20 protein-coding genes are annotated in these 22,665 nt (G+C 44.7%); all 20 read left to right on the forward strand.

Annotated features, from left to right (window positions below):
- The first annotated feature begins 118 nt into the window (after positions 1-118).
- On the forward strand, positions 119-619 hold the full coding sequence (gene tpx / locus DUK53_RS12340; RefSeq protein ID WP_036129668.1) for a thiol peroxidase: 501 nt from the start codon (positions 119-121) through the stop codon (positions 617-619).
- 245 nt (positions 620-864) lie between these two features.
- Positions 865-2,322, forward strand: coding sequence for an AcpB/EbpR/MafR family transcriptional regulator (locus DUK53_RS12345; protein ID WP_036094266.1), 1,458 nt, complete (start codon positions 865-867; stop codon positions 2,320-2,322).
- Between the two features lie 315 nt (positions 2,323-2,637).
- On the forward strand, positions 2,638-4,710 hold the full coding sequence (locus DUK53_RS12350; RefSeq protein WP_036094265.1) for a BglG family transcription antiterminator: 2,073 nt from the start codon (positions 2,638-2,640) through the stop codon (positions 4,708-4,710).
- Positions 4,711-4,722: 12 nt separating this feature from the next.
- A complete protein-coding gene (locus DUK53_RS12355; RefSeq protein ID WP_036094263.1) occupies positions 4,723-5,211 on the forward strand; it encodes a PTS sugar transporter subunit IIA in 489 nt (162 codons plus the stop codon).
- Entirely contained in the window at positions 5,208-5,486 is a 279-nt protein-coding gene (locus DUK53_RS12360) for a PTS sugar transporter subunit IIB (protein WP_036094261.1), read from the forward strand. Before DUK53_RS12355 ends, DUK53_RS12360 begins: the two co-directional genes overlap by 4 nt.
- A 55-nt stretch (positions 5,487-5,541) precedes the next feature.
- Positions 5,542-6,822, forward strand: a complete 1,281-nt coding sequence (locus DUK53_RS12365) for a PTS galactitol transporter subunit IIC (RefSeq protein WP_036094259.1) — start codon at positions 5,542-5,544, stop codon at positions 6,820-6,822.
- 28 nt (positions 6,823-6,850) lie between these two features.
- A complete protein-coding gene (locus tag DUK53_RS12370) occupies positions 6,851-7,897 on the forward strand; it encodes a galactitol-1-phosphate 5-dehydrogenase (RefSeq protein ID WP_036129670.1) in 1,047 nt (348 codons plus the stop codon).
- 6 nt (positions 7,898-7,903) lie between these two features.
- Positions 7,904-8,935: a zinc-binding dehydrogenase gene (locus DUK53_RS12375; protein WP_036129672.1), complete on the forward strand. Its 1,032-nt coding sequence runs from the start codon at positions 7,904-7,906 to the stop codon at positions 8,933-8,935.
- A 203-nt stretch (positions 8,936-9,138) separates the two neighbouring features.
- Positions 9,139-9,588: a ribose 5-phosphate isomerase B gene (gene rpiB / locus DUK53_RS12380; RefSeq protein ID WP_036094431.1), complete on the forward strand. Its 450-nt coding sequence runs from the start codon at positions 9,139-9,141 to the stop codon at positions 9,586-9,588.
- Between the two features lie 10 nt (positions 9,589-9,598).
- Positions 9,599-10,252: a transaldolase family protein gene (locus DUK53_RS12385; RefSeq protein ID WP_036129674.1), complete on the forward strand. Its 654-nt coding sequence runs from the start codon at positions 9,599-9,601 to the stop codon at positions 10,250-10,252.
- Positions 10,253-10,924, forward strand: coding sequence for a ribulose-phosphate 3-epimerase (locus DUK53_RS12390; RefSeq protein WP_036129676.1), 672 nt, complete (start codon positions 10,253-10,255; stop codon positions 10,922-10,924).
- 39 nt (positions 10,925-10,963) lie between these two features.
- The gene (tkt, locus tag DUK53_RS12395; RefSeq protein ID WP_036129677.1) at positions 10,964-12,985 is read left to right on the forward strand and encodes a transketolase; all 2,022 of its coding nucleotides are present in this window, start codon (positions 10,964-10,966) and stop codon (positions 12,983-12,985) included.
- Positions 12,982-13,626: a ribulose-phosphate 3-epimerase gene (rpe, locus tag DUK53_RS12400; protein WP_036129679.1), complete on the forward strand. Its 645-nt coding sequence runs from the start codon at positions 12,982-12,984 to the stop codon at positions 13,624-13,626. The genes tkt and rpe overlap by 4 nt, the downstream gene beginning before the upstream one ends.
- Positions 13,627-13,795: 169 nt before the next feature.
- Entirely contained in the window at positions 13,796-14,830 is a 1,035-nt protein-coding gene (locus tag DUK53_RS12405; protein WP_036129681.1) for a zinc-binding alcohol dehydrogenase family protein, read from the forward strand.
- A complete protein-coding gene (locus tag DUK53_RS12410; RefSeq protein WP_036094244.1) occupies positions 14,811-15,329 on the forward strand; it encodes a dihydrofolate reductase family protein in 519 nt (172 codons plus the stop codon). Before DUK53_RS12405 ends, DUK53_RS12410 begins: the two co-directional genes overlap by 20 nt.
- A 6-nt stretch (positions 15,330-15,335) precedes the next feature.
- Entirely contained in the window at positions 15,336-15,971 is a 636-nt protein-coding gene (locus DUK53_RS12415; RefSeq protein WP_036129684.1) for an isochorismatase family protein, read from the forward strand.
- Between the two features lie 22 nt (positions 15,972-15,993).
- A complete protein-coding gene (locus DUK53_RS12420; RefSeq protein WP_036094242.1) occupies positions 15,994-16,608 on the forward strand; it encodes a DUF1648 domain-containing protein in 615 nt (204 codons plus the stop codon).
- 408 nt (positions 16,609-17,016) lie between these two features.
- Positions 17,017-18,654: a peptide ABC transporter substrate-binding protein gene (locus tag DUK53_RS12425; RefSeq protein WP_081964386.1), complete on the forward strand. Its 1,638-nt coding sequence runs from the start codon at positions 17,017-17,019 to the stop codon at positions 18,652-18,654.
- A gap of 108 nt (positions 18,655-18,762) precedes the next feature.
- Positions 18,763-20,529, forward strand: a complete 1,767-nt coding sequence (locus DUK53_RS12430; RefSeq protein ID WP_124892773.1) for a right-handed parallel beta-helix repeat-containing protein — start codon at positions 18,763-18,765, stop codon at positions 20,527-20,529.
- A 214-nt stretch (positions 20,530-20,743) separates the two neighbouring features.
- Entirely contained in the window at positions 20,744-22,651 is a 1,908-nt protein-coding gene (locus DUK53_RS12435; RefSeq protein WP_036129690.1) for a beta-glucoside-specific PTS transporter subunit IIABC, read from the forward strand.
- Positions 22,652-22,665: the final 14 nt, after the last annotated feature.

Below are 22,665 nucleotides of genomic sequence, written 5' to 3' on the forward strand. Positions count from 1 at the left end.
TAACAAGCGCATGATATCATGTTAGTACCTCTACGGAAAAAATCATTCCGTTCTTAGTGACCTAACTCTGATATTAGTAAAGTAAGAGAATTAGATGCAATCAAGGGAGGAAGTTCAAATGACAAAGATTACATTTATGGGAACACCGATGACGTTGATTGGGAAAGAAGTAAAAGTTGGTGATAAAGCACCAGATTTCACGGTTTTAAATCAAGGTCTGGAGCCAGTCACATTAAGCGATTACGATGACAAAGTGAAGATAATCAGTGTGATTCCGTCGATTGATACAGGCGTATGTTCGCAACAAACGCGCAAATTCAATGAAGAAGCATCTAGTTTAGAAAATACGGTAATACTTACGATATCTGTAGATTTACCTTTCGCACAAAAGAAGTGGTGTGATACAGAAGGCCTTCCTAATGTGACGACACTTTCCGATCATCGGGATCTTTCGTTTGGTGAGGCGTATGGTGTTGTGATTGAAGAATTGCGTTTACTAACACGCGCAGTCTTTGTGTTGAATAGCGATAATAGAGTCGTTCATGCCGAATATGTTGGTGAGGTAACAGACCACCCTGATTACGAAACGGCGATTACGAAGGCAAAGGAAACGGAATAAGAACAAATAAGTAGTGTATAATAAATAATCATAAAACGGAGCTTACTCAAGGTTGTCAAAATTGACATCAAGGGTAAGCTCCATTTTATGCGGTGCTCCTTTTTGACTTTATTAATCTAGTAAACTAATATAGATTACATAATGCGTAGTGACTTTATTTGAGTTTATGAAGAAATGAAAGGGTATAAATTTGGAAATGTATTTGATAAAACTAGATAACAAGGAAAAAGAAAGGGGCTGAGGATGTGAGGAAGTTACTAAGTCGTTCCAATTTTCGAAAACTAAGCATTATTAATTTGTTATTTTACTCTAAGTCTGAATATGTAGAGAAACAGTTTATTTTGGATAAAATGGAAATTACGATGAAGACGCTTAATAAGGATATCTCAGAAATAAATGAATTCTACGCTACATTTCAGTTTAAGATAGAAGTTTATCAGAAGAATCTACTCTATTTAAAGAAAGCGCCTGAGGTCCTGTTGAATAACGCTTTGCTGGGTTCCTATATGATCTATAATAGTGACATATATAATATCTCGAAATTAGCGTTCAGAATAAAGCCTGATTTTGTGGAGCAAGTAGTGGAATTCGCGGGCATTAGTAAATCAAGTGCTTATTCTAGATTAGAAGAATTTGACGATGTACTTGCTGCCAATAGTTTGTTTTTAGATAGAAGTCCGTTAAACATAGTGGGAAATGAGTTAAATATCCGTTTTTTCTACTTCCATCTATTTGAAAAATCATATCCTTTTTCTGGCTGGGAGATTCCGGAAGTGGACTTGGAGCACATCTATTCTTTCATTGAAAAGTTAGCGCCTTACATGGGAATTTATTTATCACCCATTGCTAAGATTGATTATGCTATCGCGATAAGTGTTTGTTTGGTTAGAATACGGGATGGTTACTATGTAAAACTAACGGCGCAGGAGCGTAAGGCAGTGACTGAATTTGCACATCTCTATTCTTTTTCAAACATTGATTTCACGGAGCTTGAGACTAGTATTGGAGGTATTAGCTTACCGGATACAGAGCGTCATTTGATTATACTGAGTCTTCGGTTGACATCATTTACCTTTTTTGATGATAGCAAGGTGCAACGGATATTAGACTACAATAAACAATTCAGGCCTTCGCGTTATTTACTGGCTGAAGAAATAGCTAAAGTAGCCGGAGCGGATTATAAAGATTTAGAGATGCTTAAAGCCGAATTGCTCGCTTATTTTTCTAAGTTTACCTTTTTAGAAAAAGCAGCGCAAATTACGGATATTGATTATTTTTCAAGACTAACTGCTCCTGATCAAGCGATACAAAAAAGACTCCAACATATTATCGATGAGGCATCACACGATAAGGATCTGATCTTTGTTAGGAAGAATAAGGGTGTCATCCTCGCCTATGTGTATGAATTTGTTCATGTAGCGATGCTTTCTAAAAACGTTGCTAATTCCATAAAAATCAAGGTTTTATCTAAAAAAGGACCAGTCTGGGAACAATTCATGAAATACGAGATTCGAAAACGCTTCCCAGAAAAATTGGTGATCTTTAGTAATGAGCTTAATTCGAAGGAGCATGTCATCGACTACGACGTAATAGTGAGCGACTATCCAGCGGCTATTTCCAATGAGGTTCCGATACTTATTTGGAATATGCCCCCGACAAAACAAGATTTAAAGGCACTCGAAACGATGATTTATACATTTTGATAGACATCGAATTGTTCAGCGACGATGGTTTACTTCCGTATCTTGTACGCCGTTTTTAGAATTGCCTACCATGTCAAATAATTCTTATTGAAATCGCCATGTCTGCGCCGTATAGTTGAGGTAGATGTGGTTTTTGTTTTGCTTGCCGGGCATCGCCTAGTGGGCTTTTTTTGCGTGTTTGAAAAGAGGCATTCCTGTTAAGAAAATCACAAGTAAAGCCCCATGCTGTACAATTGCTGGACAAGATGTTGGGATGAAAGCGTGTACAATTTTAGCGAAAAGCGTTCTATAATAAAAGAGAACAGGAGGGATATCATGTATTTGGATGAAAGAAGCAACGTGCTGTTGAAAGAGATTCTGCGGCATCCTAATATATCGAATGCCAAGCTGCAAGAGAAGTTCGGGTTGACGCGTAGGCAGGTGGATTATAGTTTTCAGAAGGTGAATCAGTGGCTGGAAGAGCAGGCCTATCCAAAAATTCATCGGTCGGCGAATGGACGTTTTGTTGTGGAACCTGACCTGTTTCAATTGGTGGAAAAAAAGGCGAGTGGGGAGGAGGAAGATCGGTATATCCTGTCTGAAAAAGAGCGGGCGAGCTTAATTATCTTGATGCTCACGACGAATCAGGAGGAACTGTCGCTGAATCATTTTATTAGTGAATTAGATGTCAGCAAAAATACGGTTTTGCGTGATTTGAAGGGTGTGCAGCAGATTTTCGATACGTTTGGGCTTGAGGTGCATTATTCGCGGATGAAGGGCTATCAGGTTCGCGGGGATGAGTGGAATCAGCGGTCAGCGTTGATTTATGCGGCAGGACACATTATTTCTAGTTATCATGGCGAGTCGTTTTTACAGCATTTTATGCAGATGGATGCGGCGCGGGTGGAGACAATTCGGGAGCATTTGGTGGAAGTGGAAGGCCAGCTGAATTTGACGTTTATTGATAACAAGATGCAGATTTTACCGTATATTCTGGAAAGTATTTTCAGGCGAATCCGAAAAGGGCAGCGAATCACGACGGAATTTTTAATTGATTTTAACGAGCTGTCGGATACGCAGGAATATGGCGCGGTGCAGCTGTTAATCGAGGACGAGCCGTATATTTCGGAGACGGAGCGGCTGTATATTTCGCTGCAACTGCTGACCTCGAACGTGTTACCGAAGAATGATTTAACGAATGAGACGTCGCCGCGCTTGAAAATGGCCGTGGCACAGGTTTTAGGCGAATTTGAGAAGAAGGCATGCATTCAGTTTGTGGACAAGGATTCTCTGCTCGAAAAGCTATTTGCGCACATCAAACCGGCGTATTATCGTATAAAATACCATTTAACGACGGATTATAGTCTTTTGGACAAAATCGATCAGGAATTTCAGGCGGTACATTATATTGTGAAGCAGTCCCTCAAACCGCTCGAAAAATTTATTGGAACGCGTATTCCTGAGAATGAGAGTATTTTTATCACGTTATTTATTGGTGGGCATTTGATTGATACGACGGAGCGATTGCAGACGCGATTAAAGGGCGTGGTGGTTTGTCCGAATGGGTTGTCGATTTCGCGTTTGATGGAGAAGACGTTGCGGAGTTTGTTCCCGGAAATCTTTTTTTACCAGGCGATGTCGATTCGTGAGTTTGAACAGACGAATGTACGGTATGATTTGATTTTTTCGGCAGTGCCGCTGCGGACGGAGAAGAAAATTTTTCTAATAAATCAATTAATGGATGAGCAGGAACGATTGGAGCTCAGACGGCGCGTGATGCGGTCGGTTTACATGGTGGGCGAGAGCAGCGTGAGCGTGGAGCAGCTGATGCGGGCGGTCGAGAAACATGCAACGGTGCAGGATAAGGGACGGCTGGCGAAGGCGCTGGCGGATTGTTTAACGCAACCGATGAAGACGGCGGAATATGTGACTGGCGAGCGGAAACAGTTGGCCGACTTGTTACAACCGGAGATGATTCAACGGGTGCAAGCCGTGACGGATTGGCGAGCGGCGATTCAACTGGCTTCGGTGCCGTTACTGGAAAAAGGCGCCATCACGGAGGCGTACGTGCAAGAAATGATGCAACAACATGTCACACCTGCCGCACATATTGTATTGCGGCAGACCATTGCTATTCCTCATGCAGAGACTGAAAAAGGCGTGAAAGAACTCGGAATGAGCATGCTTTATATCGAGAACGGGCTAGCGCTTGAAGGCGGCGGAACATTGCATTTCGTTGTGGTCATCGCAGCCATCGATAAAAACGCTCACTTCCAAGCTTTACTGCAATTGATGGAACTTGCTGGACATAAAAAAACATTGAAAAAAATCGCGCAACTAGAGGAATCGCAAATCATCCATCAGACAATTCGAAAATTCATCGTAGAACTTGAGGAGAAAGTGAAATAAGGAGGAATGGGAATGGATTTAGTACAGTTTATAAAGAAAGAGATGATCTGGGTGCAGACGCCTTGCCAAGATCAGACGGCACTTTTTGCAGAAGTATCCACGCGTGCGGCTTCGCAGGACTTGATTACCGACCAGTTTTTGCAGAAGTTGACGGAACGGGAGGCCATTTTTCCAACGGGATTACAGTTAGAAAATTTTGGCGTGGCATTGCCGCATACGGACCCGGAATGTGTGACGGAGCAGTTTATCGCGGTTTTAACAAGTGAGGCGGGAATTCCGTTCAAGCAGATGGCGGACGCGAATCAAGAAACGACGGCGAATTTGATTTTTGTGTTGGGGCTAAATGAGCCGCACAGCCAACTTGCCGTTTTGCAACAATTAATGGGTGCAATCCAAAATGAAGAACACGTAAAAGCACTGCTCGCGGCAAAAACGGCGGATGATATCATCGAAACGTTGTCGCAAGTCGTATTACATTTGAAGGGTGAGGAAAAATTATGAGTAAAAAAGTATTGGTAGCATGTGGAGCAGGAATCGCAACATCGACGGTCGTTATGAATCGTGTGGAGAATTTGTTGAAGGATAACGGCATTGACGCGAGTGTGGAGCAGATTAAAATCGCGGAAGCAGCGTCGAAGCAAGAAGGGGCGGATCTCATTGTATCAACGACGATTCTGCCGACGACGTATAGCATTCCAGCGATTATCGCGACGGCGTACATTTCAGGGATTGGGATGGAAGAATTGGATGAGGAGATTTTGGCGAGTTTGAAGTAAATAGAGAGTCGGGAGCTTGACAAAAAAGCTCTCATCTAAAAAGGAGGAAAAGGGTATGGATAAGCTCTTAGATGGTGTACAGTATGTCTTGAATCTCGGCCCGACGGTTATTTTGCCGATTGCAATTTTGATTATCGGAATGATTTTTGGGACTGGTTTTAAAAAGGCGTTTCGGTCGGGGATTACAATTGGGATAGGTTTTGTGGGGATTAACCTCGTGATTAATTTACTTGTGACGAATCTCGGTCCCGCGGCGCAACAAATGGTGGAGCGTTTTGGCCTGAATTTGACGATTATTGATGCGGGTTGGCCATCAGCGGCTGCGGCTTCTTGGGCATCACCGGTAGCGGCGATTCTGATTCCGATTTGTCTTATTGTCAATCTATTACTTATTTTCTTTAGAATCACAAAAACGTTGGATATTGATATTTGGAACTATTGGCACTTTATCGCGGCTGGGGCGACGGGCTATGTTGTCACTGGCGGTAACTGGTGGTTCGCGATTCTCTGCGCGATTTTGTATGAGATGGCTGTTCTGATTATTGCGGATAAAACGGCGCCGATGGTTGAACGATTCTACGGTCTAAAAGGGATTTCGATGCCGACTGGTTCTACGGCTGCATTCGGAGCGATTGGTATTCCGATTGGCTGGGTTGTCGGAAAAATTCCAGGATTGCGCAATCTTCACGCCGATCCAGAGTCGATTCAAAAACGCTTTGGTATTTTCGGGGAACCGATGATGATGGGCTTGATTCTAGGTATTGGAATCGGTTTACTCGCAGGTTATGATCTTGGTGAAGTGTTGCAAGTCGGGATTTCCATGGCAGCGGTTATGCTCCTCATGCCACGTATGGTGAAGATTTTGATGGAAGGTTTAATTCCGATTTCAGAAGCCGCACGTGAGTTTATGAAGTCAAAATTCAAAGGTCGGGAATTATATATTGGGCTAGATGCGGCGCTTTCTGTTGGACATCCGGCGGTTATGTCTACAGCTTTGATGCTCGTTCCGATTACACTTCTATTGGCGGTTATTTTGCCGGGAAATCGGGTTTTGCCATTTGGTGATTTGGCGACAATCCCGTTTTATATTGCATTTATCGTAGCTTCCAGAAAAGGGAACATTGTGCAGTCACTCATCACGGGGACGATTGTTATCGCTTTCTCACTACTCATGGCAACAAACTTTGCAGATACACACACGGCGATGATGAACGGCGCTGATTTCAAAATGCCAGACGGGGCAACGAAAGTCTCGAGCCTTGATTTAGGTGGGAATTTCTTAAATTGGTTAATTTTGAAATTCTCTGAAGGTTATCAAGCTATATTCGGCAAATAAAGGTGTTTTTTGAAAGGAAGTTGGAAAAATGCGAGCAGCGGTTTTGCATGAAAATAATGAAATTAAAGCGGAACAGGTGGAAGAAGCGGTTTGTGGCAAGGATGAGGTACGTGTAAAGGTGATGGCGGCTGGTATTTGCGGCTCGGATATTCATAAAATGCAGACGCGGTGGAAATATCCACTTCCGGCGGTAATGGGGCACGAATTCGCAGGCGTGGTCGTGGAAAAAGGTGCGGACGTGACGCAGGTTGCTGTCGGAGAGCGCGTTGCTGGGATTCCGCTCGTTCCTTGTGGGACATGCGAGTATTGTCAACAAGGCGAATTCTCCCTATGCGAAAATTATCGGATGGTCGGCTCTCATTTCCACGGTGCTTTTGCAGAAAATGTGGTGTTGAAAGCAACAAATGTGATTGGGATTGGCGATATGGATTTTGAGGTAGCGGCGATGTTAGAACCGCTCGCTGTAGCGATGCATGGCGTGCTAGGCATTAAGCCAGAACTCGGCGATACGGTTGTTGTTTTTGGAATTGGGACGATCGGAATCCTTGTGGTGCAGTGCTTACAGCTAGCAGGCGTGAAGGATGTTATCGCGGTGGATATTAGTGACGGGAAATTGGCGGAAGCTCGCAAGTTTGGGTGCCGTTACACGATTAATCCGCTCCAAGAAAATTTAGCTGAAAAAGTGCGCGAATACACTGACGGAAGTGGCGCCGATATCGCATTGGAGTGCGCTGGTTCTAAGATTACGCAGGAACAATGCCTACACGTGACGAAGAAAAAAGGCAAGATTGGCTATCTCGGTATTGCGTACGCAGATGTTTTGCTACCCGAAGAAGCATTTGAGAATATTTTCAGGCGAGAGTTAACGTTAAAAGGTTTTTGGAATTCTTATTCGGCACCGTTTCCAGGAGAAGAATGGACGACATCGATTGCTTTCGTGAATCAAGGGCGAATCCAGTTGAAACCATTGATTTCGCACCGCTATAAAGTAAGCGAAACGGGTGACGCATTCGCGATGATACTCAGTCGAAAAGAGGATTATAACAAAGTCATGATTTTACCACAGGAGGAGTGAAAAAAAGTGAAAGCAGTTGTAAAAACAGAATCAGGATTTGACAAGATGATATTAAAAGATGTCGCTGAGCCAGAGGTTTACGGAGATCGTGTGAAAATCAAAGTGGCCTATACTGGGATTTGCGGGTCTGATATTCATACATTTAAAGGCGAGTACGGCAATCCAACGACGCCAGTGACGCTGGGACATGAGTTTTCAGGTGAAGTGGTCGCGATTGGGCCAGATGTAACGTGGCTCAAAGTGGGCGATCGGGTAACAAGTGAGACGACATTCGAAACGTGCGGAACGTGCAAATTTTGCTTGGAAAAAGAGTATAATCTTTGTTCGCATCGACGTGGCATTGGAACGCAGGCGGATGGTAGTTTTGCGGAGTATGTGTTGTCACGCGAGGAAAGCTGTCATCTATTAGCGGATTCGATTTCCTATCAAGCCGCGGCACTCACAGAGCCACTCGCATGTTGCGTCCACGCCGCACTTGAAAAAACGACGATTGAGCCAACCGATACGGTATTGATTTTCGGCCCAGGACCAATCGGATTGCTACTCGCACAAGTTGTGAAAGCACAAGGCGCGACAGTTATCATGGCAGGAATTACGAAGGATAGCGAACGGTTGAAATTGGCGACAGAACTTTGCATCGATCGCACAGTAGAAACGATGCAGGAGAATTTGGCAGACATCGTTTTCGAGATGACAGAAGGCTATGGCGCAGATAAAGTGTTCGACTGCTCAGGCGCTGTTCCCGCAGTAAATCAAGGCTTGCCACTAACCGCCAAAAAAGGCACATTCGGCCAAGTTGGACTTTTTGCGGAGAAATGCAATCCCATCGATGAAGAATCTATTATTCAGCGCGAAATCACCTATATCGGCAGCAGATCGCAGAAGCCTAGCTCATGGCACATCGCCTTAGACCTACTAGCCAATGGGAAAATCGATACCGAGCGAATGATCACGAAAGTCTATGATTTAGAAGAATGGCGCGACGGTTTTGAAGCGGTCATGGCCGGAAATGAAATCAAAGTATTAGTGAAATCTTAACGATTGGAGGATAACGACCATGCTAAAACAACGACAAAAAAGGACAACCAATACACAAGAAAAAGCTGGCGGGCTCATTCAAGCATACAGTTATCCTCTAAAAGCAACGGAAACAGATGTCATATTGGCGTATCACATCTGTTTCTGTTGTCATTCATTATACGCGAATCAGGGGTTGAAAATCTAGAATGAGGGTGAAAAAAATGAAAATAACCATTGGATGCGATCACGGAGGCAGGAGGTTGAAAGATGCCATTGTTACTCATCTAAATACGCGAGGCGCTCAAGTATCAGATATAGGCACCTACAGTGATGCCAGCGTTGATTTTCCATCATATGCAGAAGAAGTCGCCAATCAAGTGAATAGCGGAGAAGCCGATTTGGGCATTTTGTGTTGTGGAACTGGGATTGGCATGTCTATCGCAGCAAATAAAGTCGCAGGAATTCGTGCCGCAGTAGTCTCTGATTGCTTCAGCGCACAAGCGACACGAGAGCATAACGATAGCAATATTCTATGCCTTGGTGAACGCGTTGTTGGCGAAGGCTTGGCACTACGAATCGTAGATACTTGGCTAGACGCCACATTTGGTGGAGAACGTCATGCACGCCGATTACAAATGATCACAGCAATCGAATTAAAAAACGAATCGTGAGGTGAAGGTCATGTTTTTAGATACAGCGAATATAACTGAAATCGAAGCAATCCTACCATTCCAATGGCTCAGCGGTGTCACAACCAATCCGACGCTACTTGCCAAAGAAAAAGGGAAGACGCGCGCAATTATTTCCCGGGAAATATTATCGCTCCTTGACGAAAATCAACGCCTTTTCATTCAAGCAACTGGCGAAACGCAAGCCGAACTATACGAAGATGCCCAAACCATTCTTTCAAAAGATGCTAGAATCGCTATCAAAATTCCAGCTGATCAAAACGGTTTTTGTGTGATGGCACAGTTAAAACAAGAACGGCCAGACGTTGAAATTTTGGCCACAGCCATTTTTTCAGTGGAGCAAAGTTATCTCGCAGCGCTTGCAGGTTGTGATTGGGTAGCGCCTTACGTCAACAGAATGGCGAATCAGGGACTCCACGCAACAAGAATCATCTCAGACACAGCGACACTTTTTAAACAGCTAGGCGTTCCAACGAAAATTCTCGGCGCCAGTTTTAAAAATACAGCGCAAATCACAGAAACGCTTATAGCTGGGGCGACAGATGTGACGATACCAGCAGATTTGGTGGAAGTCATGATGGCGAACAAATTAGCCGCAGATAGCATTCAAACCTTCCAACTTCACGCAAAAGGAGGTCGGATCTAAATGGCAACACGCATTGCAGCCTCTATTATGTGCGCGGATCAGCTACATATCGCGGACGAACTAGAGCGATTGGACGCTGCTGGAATAGACCTTTTACATTGTGATGTCATGGATGGCAAGTATGTGAATAATTTGGCGATTGGCCCAGAATGGCTGCTGGCGGTAAAAGAGGCGACGAACATAGCCCTTGATATCCACCTTGCTACCATAGATCCATTGAAATATATTGAAATGTTTGCCAAAATAAAGCCCGAATACATCTCGTTCCATGTCGAAGTTTGTGAAGACGTCCCAGCAGTCATTCAGAAAATCCGTAGCTACCACATAAAACCAGCCATTGCGCTGAATCCAGAAACACCACTCGAAGTCATTTTGCCATATTTAAATGACGTAGAAATGGTACTGATGATGACCGTAAATCCAGGTTTTGCAGGACAAGCATTCCAGCGAAGCGTGTTAGAAAAACTACGAACACTACGAGCCACACTCGCAGACAACGCCTATGCGCCGCTCATCGAAGTGGACGGCAATATAAACGCCACCACAATAGGCGAAATGAGCGACTGCCTACCTGATATTTTTGTACTCGGAACGTCCGCATTATTCCATAAAAAGGATAACAAAACCTATGCCGAGCGCTGTGTTCAAATTTGGTCAGAAGTAAAAAGATAAATATTTATGTGCGATAAATCACAATGAGGAGTGAATACATTGAAAAAAACATTAGACCAACAAACCATCGACACGGTGCGAGCCTTATCGATAGACATGATTGAAAAAGCGAACTCAGGCCATCCAGGCATGCCGATGGGAGCGGCTCCAATGGCATACATGCTCTGGGCGAAAAATCTGAATTTCAATCCAATCAATCCAAACTGGTTCAACCGCGACCGTTTCGTATTAGCCGCTGGACATGGATCAGCCTTACTTTACAGCTTGACTCATCTATTTGGCTATGACTTAGAAATAAGCGACTTAAAACGATTTCGTCAATACGAAAGCAGAACGCCCGGACACCCAGAACTTGGCCTTACTGCAGGCGTGGACGCAACAAGTGGGCCGCTAGGACAAGGTATCGCGATGGCAGCTGGAATGGCGCTTGCCGAATCGCATCTTGCCGCTCAGTACAATAAAGATGACTACCAAATCGTCGACCACTTCACGTATGCTATCTGCGGAGACGGCGACTTGATGGAAGGCGTGGCATCCGAAGCCGCCTCACTTGCAGGCCATCTCCAACTAAAAAAACTCATCGTGCTCTACGATTCCAATGATATCTCACTTGACGGCGATTTAAGCGCCTCCTTCAGCGAAAACGTTCAAAATCGATTCGAAGCGTACGGCTGGGAAGTTTTGCGCGTAGAAGATGGCAACGATTTGGCTGCGATTCAAGCTTCCATCACAAAAGCCAAAAAGAGCCAGAAGCCAACACTCATCGAAGTGAAGACGGTCATCGGTTACGGCGCTCCAACAAAAGCAGGAAGTTCCGCGAGTCACGGCGCACCACTAGGCACCGTCGAAGCCACCGCCGCCAAAAAAGCCTATGACTGGAATCATGAACCCTTCACCGTTCCAGCCGAAGTGCAAGACTATCTCGAAAATTACCCAAAAAGCGGCGCGGAAAAAGAAACACAGTGGAATAATCTCGTCACCAATTACGCCAAAGCACACCCAGAATTAGCCGCCGAATTCCAACGCGTCATCACGGGCAAACTACCGACCGATTGGCAAGCCAATTTCCCGAATTTTGAGGATGCAAGCAGTAAAAAAATCGCAACCCGAAGCGCATCTGGAAATATGATCAACGCGCTAGCGGCGAAACTACCTGAACTATTCGGCGGTTCCGCAGATTTAGGCTGTTCCAACAAAACATTCATCGACGAAAGCCCAGCCTACACAGCAAAAAATCCAACAGGGCGCAACATCTGGTTCGGCGTCCGCGAATTCGCGATGGGAGCCATGATGAACGGAATGGCATTGCACGGAGGCCTCCGCATTTTCGGATCCACATTTTTCGTATTTTCCGATTATATCCGACCAGCCATCCGAATGGCCGCACTCATGAAGCTCCCCGTCACGTACGTTTTCACACACGATAGCATCGCAGTCGGCGAAGACTTCCCAACACACGAACCAATCGAACATTTGGCGTCATTACGAGCCATGCCAGGCCTCTCGATTATCCGTCCAGCCGATGCCAAAGAAACCCGCACAGCATGGGCGCTCGCAGCCGAAAACACGGAAGGACCCGTCGCGCTCATTCTGTCCCGCCAAGACCTACCAATCCTTCCGAACCCGCAACCCACCATCGATGAAGGCGTCAAGCACGGCGGTTACACCATCTCACCATCATGCGCCACCATCCCAGAAGCCATCCTCATCGCGACCGGTTCCGAAGTATCGCTAGCCTTAGAGACCCAACGCGTCCTGCACGATGAAAATCATATCGACGCCTCCGTTGTCAGCCTCCCGAGTTGGGATCGCTTTGCCAAAACAACCGAAGCCTATCAAGAAAGCGTCCTACCAAGCGCCGTCAAAGCCCGCGTTTCCATCGAAGCCGGCGCCACATTTGGCTGGAAAGAATTCACCGGAACAGCTGGGCTCAATATTGGCATCGACCATTTCGGCGACTCCGCCCCAGCAGCGCAACTTTTCGAAGCGTACGGCCTCACAGCCACAGCCATCGCACAAAAAACGGCAGAGCATCTCGCAAAAGAAGGTGTCAAAGCATGACTCACATCGCGCCATCCCTCCTCGCCGCCGATTACTTAAAACTTGGCGAGGAAATCAACCGAATGGAATCCGCAGACGTCGATTACTTGCACATCGATGTGATGGATGGACATTTTGTGCCCAACCTCACATTCGGCATCGACATGGTCGCCCAAATCGCAAAAAGCACCAGCGTCCCACTCGACGTCCATCTCATGCTCGCCGAACCAGAACGCTACATCCAAGCCTTCGCAAACGCCGGAGTCGCCATCATTTCCGTCCACATCGAAGCCTGCCCGCACATCCACGCGACCCTAAAAGCCATCAAGCAAACCGGCGCAAAAGCAGGCGTAGTTCTAAATCCAGGCACACCCGCAGAAAGCCTAACCGCCGTCCTATCCGAAGCCGACCTAATCCTCCAGATGACCGTCAATCCAGGCTTCGGCGGCCAAAGCTTCCTCCCAGAAACACTAACCAACATTGAAAAACTAGCAACTTGGCGCACAAAAAACAACTATTCCTATCTCATCGAAGTAGACGGCGGCATCAACCAAGAAACCGCAAAACTAGCCAAAAAAGCAGGCGTCGACATCCTCGTAGCAGGTTCCTACTTGTTTCAAAACAAAAATCTAGAAGAAGCAATAGCTAACATGAAAAAATAATTTCTCTTTCATGTTCACTTTGCTGATAAACAGGGCATAAAAGGAACGTCTCTTTTGTGTCCTGTTTTCATTTGTCCTCGTTCGTGTTTTTTCAATTCCACAAAAAAATTCCCAATCCATGCATTATTTCCAAGGAGACGGGGAATAATAAAAAGCGAGGTGTTGAAAAATGAAAATAGTAGGACTATACGAATATTTACCAATCGAAGCCGAAGAAAGTTTCTTAGATCTCACAACCGAAACACCAAAAGCTAGCGGACCCGATCTACTCGTCCAAATTCAAGCGATATCAGTCAATCCCGTCGACACAAAACTACGCGCGCCGAAAAGCACCTTGGAAGAAACACCGCGAATTCTCGGTTGGGACGCGGTCGGAATTGTGACAGAAATCGGTGACGCCGTCGAATTATTCCAAGTTGGCGATACCGTTTACTACGCAGGCGATGTGACGCGGCCAGGAAGTTACGCCGAATTCCAACTTGTCGATGAACATCTAGTCGGCGCGAAACCAGCCAATTTATCCCTCGAAGAAGCCGCTGCCATGCCACTTACGCTAATCACCGCGTGGGAAGCCCTATTCGACCGAATCCGTATTGACCCTGACGCCGATGCTGGGAAACCGCTCCTTATCATCAACGGCTCAGGTGGTGTCGGTTCCATCGCAACGCAACTCGCCGCATGGGCTGGTTTGGAAGTCATCACGACGGCATCGCGAGACGAGACCGTTACTTGGTCCAAACAGCAAGGCGCGACGCATATCATCAATCATCGCGAGCCACTTTTGCCACAGTTAAAAGCACTCGGTTTTGACGGTGTAGACTATATTTTATGCCTACATAACACGGACGCCTACTGGGATGCGATGCAAGAAATTATTTTGCCACAAGGTCATATTTGCTCCATCGTAGAGCTCCAAAACCCAGTATCTATGAGCCTCATCAAAGATAAAAGCGTGACGGTGAGCTACGAATTCATGTTTACCCGCTCCAAATACAATACACGAGATAAAGTACGCCAACACGACATTCTAACAAAGGCCACGCAGCTATTCGAAGCCGGCTTTTTAAAATCAACCTTAAACCAAACCTTAACACCGATAAACGCAACGACCATAAAAGAAGCACACCGCATTTTAGAATCAGGAAAATCAATCGGAAAACTAGTAGTGAAGGGATTTGATCAGGATGACAGAAAAACGAATTGACCTATTCATAGCCATGAGTTTAGACGGATATATAGCAGACGAATCCGGGAGTGTAGGCTGGTTAGAAGAGATCGAAGGAAAGGGCGATAACGGCTACACAACATTTCTAGATGAAATCGATACCGTCGTGATGGGCCACACAACCTACAAACAATTATTCACGCTCACCGACACATTCCCATACAGCAAGAAGCACGTTTATGTTTTTTCCAATGAAAAAGCGGGTACAAAAGACGAATACGCCGCGTTTGTAAATGGTTCCGTTAAAAATTGGCTTGAAACCACAGAAGGCAAGAGCATCTGGCTTGTTGGTGGCGCCCAATTAGTGAAAAAGTTCCTCGAAGAAAATCAAATCGATCGCTTCATCATCACGGTTGCCCCGATTATTCTCGGAGACGGCACACCACTCTTTGAAAAAGGCGCACGAGAGCTGCTACATCTCGAAGAAGTCGTAAAGTTTGGCCAGTTTACACAGATGACGTATCGCAAAAAGGAGTAATGAATCATGAAAATAGCAACTTTTGATGTCGACGTACAAAAAGGTTTTACGCCACTTTGCCCAGAAGAACTTCCCGTTCCAGAAGGCCATCTCATCGTGCCGGAACTACAATTTATGGCGACGATGGGCAGCATTCGCATTGGCAGTAAAGACGCGCATCCCAAACAAGCCGTTTGGACCGTCACGGAGCCTGAAGAAATGTTGGCGCCACTCAATTTTCCAGATGCCGACCTCACTTGGGTGAAGCATTGCGTGCCAGGTACGCCAGGCTTTGAACTATTAGACGACATGCCGCACCCATCCGAATACGATCTTTTTGTTTGGAAAGGAATGGAGCCAGATTTGCATCCATACGGCGCGTGTTATCACGATATTCGCGAAAACCTGTCGACCGGTGTGATTGAATTCCTGCGAGAGCGAGAAGTAGACCTTGTTATTGTTGGAGGATTAGCCTTTGATTTTTGTGTAAAAACGACGGTGGAACAGCTTTCACGAGCAGGTTTCGCGGTTGTTGTATATTTGCCTGCGACGCGTGCTTTGACAGAGCGCGGTTATCACGACACAGCAGCGCATCTAGGAACGCTAAAAAACGTCAGGATAGCCAAGGACCGAGCTGAATTAGCCGCGTATCGCCAAATTTAAATGTAGGAAAGAGGCGAGACGAATGAAAAGAATTGGAATGTTTCCAAGCATGGTTATTTTTGCGACACTAGTTTTAACCTTAGCAACGTATCCCTTACTCCCAAGCGAGGTAGCGGTACATTTTGGAACGGATTTTTCACCCGATATGTTCGTCCAAAAATGGCTTGGCTTAATTTTAATTCCTTTCCTTATGGTGATGTTTACCGGCACAGAATACTACGGGAAAGAGAAAGTAAAACCAGATAATCGTTTGGAGTTTGAGTACATGTTCTACGCATTACTAATCCTACTCGCAATCATTCAGGTGACGATTATCCTGTTCAGTCTAGGCTACGAAATCCCAACAGGCCGCTACAGCCTACTACTTGTTGGAGCGCTCCTAGTCCTGACCGCAATGTACCTTTCAAATTCCAAAAAAATATTCTTATGGCTCACACTCATCGGCTTTAAAAAGATAGACGCAAGATCACGAAATAGTTTGAGAAAAATAACTGTTATAACGTTGTCAGTAGTCGGATTTACATTTCTACTTCTCGGCATCTTCATGTTCAACGATCCCTCTATTATCATGCTTGCAGCGCTACTATCGATGACTATTATCATCGTCGGATCAGGCGTCTACTTAAATAAAAAATAGTACAGTTCCAGTTTACAATGAATACAGTTTATGGTTTAATAAAGCCAAAGAGAGTTGGATCATAGCCTTAGTAAATTGGCGACAAGCGCTCGCATTCAGGAGATTCGGCGGACTTCCGGTTCGGCTACGCAATACTTGCTACGCTTAACTTCTTACATGGTCGGGAAAACTACCCCCTCCCTGTTTTCAGTCATCACGTACACAAGTACGCTCCGCTTCCGGGTTCCACCGAATCTCCTGAATACAAACGCTTTCGCTCAATTTGTTTGGAGCCGTATGTAGGGTCTTACCCGAAGAATTGGGTTAGGCGTTTTAAAATACAGTTTCTACTAAGTCGCTGATGTCCCAATTTCTCTGGGCTTTTTTTTCGGCCAAAACACAAAGGGGGACATGATTTTGCGCAAAAAAATGTTAGGCGTCCTAATGCTTTTAGGACTTGTATTACTTGCCGCTTGTCAGTCAAAAGATGCAGTAAAAGACACGGAGAAAAAAGAAAGCAGTACGATTAACATCATGGAAACAGGCGAAATACCAGGCGTCAATCCAACGACTGCGGACAATAGCGTCAGTTTTAAAGCAATCAATCAAGTATATGAAGGGTTATACCGTTTAGATAAAGATGGCAAACCGGCACTCGCCATGGCTGCCGCAGAACCAGAAGAAAAGGACGGCGGTAAAACGCTGATTTTCAAAATTCGCGAAGATGCCGAGTGGTCGAACGGAACACCAGTAACCGCTGCTGATTTCGAATACGCATGGAAAAAAGTCGTCGATCCGAAATCAGCCGCTGCATATGGTCCGCAGATGGAAGAAATCGTGAAGAACGCGACGCAAATTTTAAAAGGTGATATGGATCCAGATCAGCTCGGCGTCAAAGCACTAGACGACAAAACGCTACAAGTCGAGCTCGAAAATCCAGTACCGATTTTCAAAGACTTGCTCACAACCGGCACGTTCTTCCCACAAAACCAAGCGTACATCGAGAGCCAAGGCGACCGCTACGCCCTATCTAGCGAAAACTTGATTTCCAACGGCCCATTCAAACTAGAAAACTGGGACGGCACGAAAAAAACGTGGGATTACGTTAAAAACAACAAATACTGGGACAAAAAGAACGTGAAAGCGAATAAAATCCACGTTCAGGTTGTAAAAGACACGAATCAGGCGTTAAATCTATACACAACAGATAAACTAGATCGCATCGAACTTGACGGCGAATTCGTTTCCAAATACAAAGACGATCCCGATTTCAACAAGACCTTCACAGGACGCTCCGTCTACCTCAAGATGAACCAAGGCAAAGATGGCCAGAAAACCGATTTAGCAAACGTCAATATCCGCCGCGCCTTAGCCATGGCAATCGATAAACAATCGATGGTAGACCGCTTACTTGCCAATGGTTCAGCTGTACTAAACGGAAACGTACCAGCTAAAATCATGTTTGATCCAAAAACAAAAGAAGATTTCCGCGAACAAAACGGCGATCTCCTAAGTTATAATCCAACAGAAGCCAAGAAATACTGGGAATCAGGGTTAAAAGAAATCGGCAAATCAGGCCTAACCATTGCCTTAACAGCCGGCGACTCATCCTTGCAAAAACAACAAACAGAGTTCATGCAAGACCAGCTCCAAAAAAATCTACCAGGCTTGACCGTCAACATCAAAACAGTCACACAAAAAGCAAGCTTTGTAGCCGATGTTAGCCAAGACTACGAAATGTTACTCGGCGGATGGGGCGGAGACTACTCAGATCCACTCACATATCTGAACCTCTTCCTAACAGACAGCCCAGGAAATCACACCGGTTTTTCTAACGCAGAGTACGACAAATTAGTACTAGGCGCGAAAGGATCACTATCCAATGACCCCGAAAAACGCTGGGAAGCACTCCTAAAAGCCGAACAAATTTTGCTCAAGGATAACGCGACATTAGTGCCACTATACCAAGGCGGACGCGCGTATCTCCAAAAAGCAGCACTACAAGATTACATCGCGTACCCAATCGGTTCCGAGAATTACAAATGGATGTCAAAAGATAATAAGTAAAGAAAAATACATTCCAAACACGATTTTGTGTGTTTGGAATGTATTTTTTTGCGGTATATTAAGGTAAAAGACACAATTTCGACACATTTAAAGAAAGCGGTGGTTCAAATGAAGAAAACCATCACGTATATCACAGGATTTATTATTAGCTTGACACTTGTCATCCTTATTCCCCAAATAGCTAAGGCCGAAATTATACCATTAACAAAAGGCACGACGCCAGAAATCGCAACGCAAAACGGTAAGGTATTGCAAGCTGCAATTAACCAAGCCTCAACAACAAAAGCAAAACAAGTAACATTACCAGCCGGCTTATTTTATATAAACGGGAAAATTATTTTAAAATCAAATATCGTTTTAACCGGCCCAAACTCCACCCCCACAGCGACAACGCTAACCATGAACAACGCCCCAATGACTACAGATTCGACACCAACAAGCCAAGAATCTGCTACGAATATAATCCTACAAAATTTTACCCTACAATATAATCCGACGATATCGAAATTCAATTACTTAACCAATCCCACTAATTTTTATCAAGACAACCTGCTGAATATCGGGATGACGACAAAAGCAGAGACTGCGGCGGGTTACAAAGCCACCACCAAGAAAGCGCTAAAAACAAATATCAAAATTTCCAACATGATCTTCAATGCGAACAATGTCGGTACGAGCATCATCAACATTGCCAAAGCAAAAAACGTCATGATTCAAAATAGCCAACTCTTAAATTCAGGCTTACAAAGCGGCATTTCACTCACCTACTCAGACAACATCACACTCACCAATAACCGCCTTAAAAACCTTGGCAGAACTGGCATTGTGATGTATTACGGAAACAGCGGCATCACAATTTACAACAATCAAGTCATCGATTGGATGCAGCGCTACGGCAGTTACCACTACGATGCAGTCAAAAAAAGCGGTGAAACCTTAGACAGCATGCAAGACGCCGCAATCGACAGCTACGGCCCAGCCAATCAGTACATCACCGTTAAAAACAACCGAATCAACTTATCCGCCGGAGCAAACAAAGTCAATCCCAATAACCCACTAATCGCAAAAAAATGGCGCCTCAAAAAAGTTCCCAACTATACGAGATACACAGCCTTCAGAGCAAGCGGGGCCCAATACGTTTTATATCAAGGCAACACCGTTAACATCGACAGCCCAGACACATTCTCCTTTTTCACAACCAACATGCGCAAAAGCAACACGTTAACCAGACCAAAAGGCATCGTTCTCACGGGGAACAACTTCACATCAAGAAACATCGATTATCCCATCCGAATTTTTGCAGGAATAAGTGATACAGCGCTTTTAAACGGCATCACCATCCAATCCAACAACTTCCGAATCGTCGGTAAAATCAACAATTACTACCGCTCACTCATCAATGTCCGCGAAGTCCCAGTAACAGAAAACAAACGCACAGCCTACTATCCAACCGCATTACTAAGCGTTTTTAACAACAACATTCGCAGCACAAATCTAGGAAGCATGGTCGACGGTTCCTCCACTAGCAAAAAAGATGCCCTACAACTCCTATTTCTAAATAACAACAAAAACAACGGCAAAATCCATCAAACCGCTAGAAATTACATCGGAACCACGCTAAAATCGATTACTTATTCCAATAAAGCGATACGAGGAACCATCATTTGGAACGCCGACGAAACAAAAACGAAATACATCCGAATCACAAATCTAGCAGGCAAACCAATAGCTCCCGAACAAAAACTAATCAAAGGGGTCACTAGAAATTTCAGCATTCCAATCAAACTCGTTCGCGGTAATCAAATTAAAGTTCAAATATCAGAATCAAAAGGAAATTATACAAATAATTCCACAATTCTCTATCAAGTCAAATAAAAGCACAAATTTTAAAGCCAAAATAAAAATAAAAAAATTTAAAAAAACTACTTGTAATCGTTTTCAACCTGTGATATATTATAGACATCGCAAAGGATTGTTACCAATCTACGGGCATTACCTAAGCTGATTCGTGGGATACACATGTATTCTCCCATGAAACGGTTTGGGTTTTTCTTTGTGCAAAAATAAGGTAAGAAGGAAGGTTTATATTATGAAATATGAACAACTCGCTAAAGACATTCTCGAAAAAGTCGGCGGAACAGACAACATCAATAGTGTATTCCATTGTATCACGCGATTGCGTTTTAAACTGAAAGATGAGAGTATTGCGAAAACGGAAGAATTAGAAAAAATGGACGGCGTTATCTCCGTACTTCGGAGCGGTGGTCAATACCAAGTCGTCATCGGAAACCACGTACCAGACGTGTACACAGCAGTACTAGCAGTTGGCGGCATTTCTGCTGAAGGCGCAGAAGGAGCAGGAAACGAAGGCGGCGGCAATCTTTTCAATAAATTTATCGACATGATTTCAGGCGTATTTACACCAGTTCTGGGCGTTCTAGCAGCAACTGGTATGATTAAAGGTTTCGCATCGATGTTCCTAGCATTCGGCTGGGTGACAGCAACATCCGGAACCTATCAAATCCTATACGCGATTGGGGACGCGCTATTCTACTTCTTCCCAATCTTCCTGGGTTACACAGCCATCAAGAAATTCGGCGGCAACATATTCGTCGGGATGGCCATTGGGGGCGCGCTCGTCTATCCAGCAATATCAGGATTAACAGCCGGAAAACCCCTATACACACTATTTGCAGGCACACTTTTTGAATCACCAATACACGTTACATTCCTAGGAATACCAGTCATTCTAATGAGCTATGCCTCATCGGTTATTCCCATTATTTTAGCAACATTCTTCGCTTCAAAAGTGGAAAAAGGACTCAAAAAAATCATTCCAGATGTAGTCAAAACTTTCTTAGTGCCATTCTTTACATTACTAATCGTTGTTCCACTAACATTCATCGTTATCGGTCCAATCGCAGTATGGGCAGGCGACTTACTCGGTCAAGGAACACTATGGGTTTACAACCTAAGTCCAGTTATCGCAGGTCTATTCCTCGGTGGATTCTGGCAAGTATTCGTCATCTTCGGACTTCACTGGGGCCTTATCCCGGTGGCGCTCAACAACATTGCTACACTACACGCAGATCCAATTCTAGCGATGACGTTCGGCGCATCTTTTGCACAAATCGGTGCCGTTCTAGCAGTTATCCTAAAAACAAAGAATCAAAAAATCAAAACACTTGGTTTTCCAGCATTCATCTCCGGTATTTTTGGCGTAACAGAGCCAGCAATATACGGGGTTACATTACCACTTAAAAAACCATTTATCATGAGTTGTATCGCCGGAGCAGTCGGTGGTGGAATCATCGGATTTGCAGGCTCACAAGGATATATCCTCGGCGGACTTGGCGTCTTCGGTATCCCGAACTTCATCGAACCAGGTAGCCCAATCGGCACCCAATTCTGGATGGTTATGCTAGCGATGGTTGTCAGCTTTGTACTAGGACTCATTTTGACACTCGTATTCGGTTTCAAAGATCCAGTAGAAACAGCAGCATCCGTAACACCAGTTGTGACACAAAGCGAAACACTAATCGAACAAGAAGTTTTAGTATCGCCACTTGCAGGTGAACTTATCCCACTTGTCAACGTTAAAGACGAAGCATTCTCATCCGGCGCACTCGGCAAAGGCTTGGGAATTGTACCAACAGAAGGCAAACTATACTCACCAGCAAATGGAACAGTAACAATGGTCTTCCCAACCGGTCACGCAGTAGGAATCACAACCGATTCAGGCGCTGAAATCCTAATGCATATCGGAATGGACACGGTTCAACTAGAAGGAAAGTACTTCACCGTCCACGCAAAACAAGGCGATAAAATTACAGCAGGTCAATTATTGACAGAATTCGATATTGAAGGTATCAGAAGCGAAGGCTATGATATCACGACACCTATTATCGTCACAAACACGAATCAATATTTAGACGTCATGGTTGTCGATGAAGAAGAAGTAAAACCAGGCGACCGCGTTATTACACTGGTTATATAAATAGAAACAGCAGC

The sequence above is a fragment of the Listeria sp. SHR_NRA_18 genome (assembly GCF_003856515.1).
Taxonomy (GTDB): domain Bacteria; phylum Bacillota; class Bacilli; order Lactobacillales; family Listeriaceae; genus Listeria_A; species Listeria_A newyorkensis.

Coding starts and splice junctions, on each gene's coding strand:
- tpx (WP_036129668.1), top strand. CDS start 119: ATGACAAAGATTACATTTATGGGAACACCGATGACGTTGATTGGGAAA.
- DUK53_RS12350 (WP_036094265.1), top strand. CDS start 2,638: ATGTATTTGGATGAAAGAAGCAACGTGCTGTTGAAAGAGATTCTGCGG.
- DUK53_RS12355 (WP_036094263.1), top strand. CDS start 4,723: ATGGATTTAGTACAGTTTATAAAGAAAGAGATGATCTGGGTGCAGACG.
- DUK53_RS12360 (WP_036094261.1), top strand. CDS start 5,208: ATGAGTAAAAAAGTATTGGTAGCATGTGGAGCAGGAATCGCAACATCG.
- DUK53_RS12365 (WP_036094259.1), top strand. CDS start 5,542: ATGGATAAGCTCTTAGATGGTGTACAGTATGTCTTGAATCTCGGCCCG.
- DUK53_RS12370 (WP_036129670.1), top strand. CDS start 6,851: ATGCGAGCAGCGGTTTTGCATGAAAATAATGAAATTAAAGCGGAACAG.
- rpiB (WP_036094431.1), top strand. CDS start 9,139: ATGAAAATAACCATTGGATGCGATCACGGAGGCAGGAGGTTGAAAGAT.
- DUK53_RS12385 (WP_036129674.1), top strand. CDS start 9,599: ATGTTTTTAGATACAGCGAATATAACTGAAATCGAAGCAATCCTACCA.
- DUK53_RS12390 (WP_036129676.1), top strand. CDS start 10,253: ATGGCAACACGCATTGCAGCCTCTATTATGTGCGCGGATCAGCTACAT.
- rpe (WP_036129679.1), top strand. CDS start 12,982: ATGACTCACATCGCGCCATCCCTCCTCGCCGCCGATTACTTAAAACTT.
- DUK53_RS12405 (WP_036129681.1), top strand. CDS start 13,796: ATGAAAATAGTAGGACTATACGAATATTTACCAATCGAAGCCGAAGAA.
- DUK53_RS12410 (WP_036094244.1), top strand. CDS start 14,811: ATGACAGAAAAACGAATTGACCTATTCATAGCCATGAGTTTAGACGGA.
- DUK53_RS12415 (WP_036129684.1), top strand. CDS start 15,336: ATGAAAATAGCAACTTTTGATGTCGACGTACAAAAAGGTTTTACGCCA.
- DUK53_RS12420 (WP_036094242.1), top strand. CDS start 15,994: ATGAAAAGAATTGGAATGTTTCCAAGCATGGTTATTTTTGCGACACTA.
- DUK53_RS12425 (WP_081964386.1), top strand. CDS start 17,017: ATGTTAGGCGTCCTAATGCTTTTAGGACTTGTATTACTTGCCGCTTGT.
- DUK53_RS12430 (WP_124892773.1), top strand. CDS start 18,763: ATGAAGAAAACCATCACGTATATCACAGGATTTATTATTAGCTTGACA.
- DUK53_RS12435 (WP_036129690.1), top strand. CDS start 20,744: ATGAAATATGAACAACTCGCTAAAGACATTCTCGAAAAAGTCGGCGGA.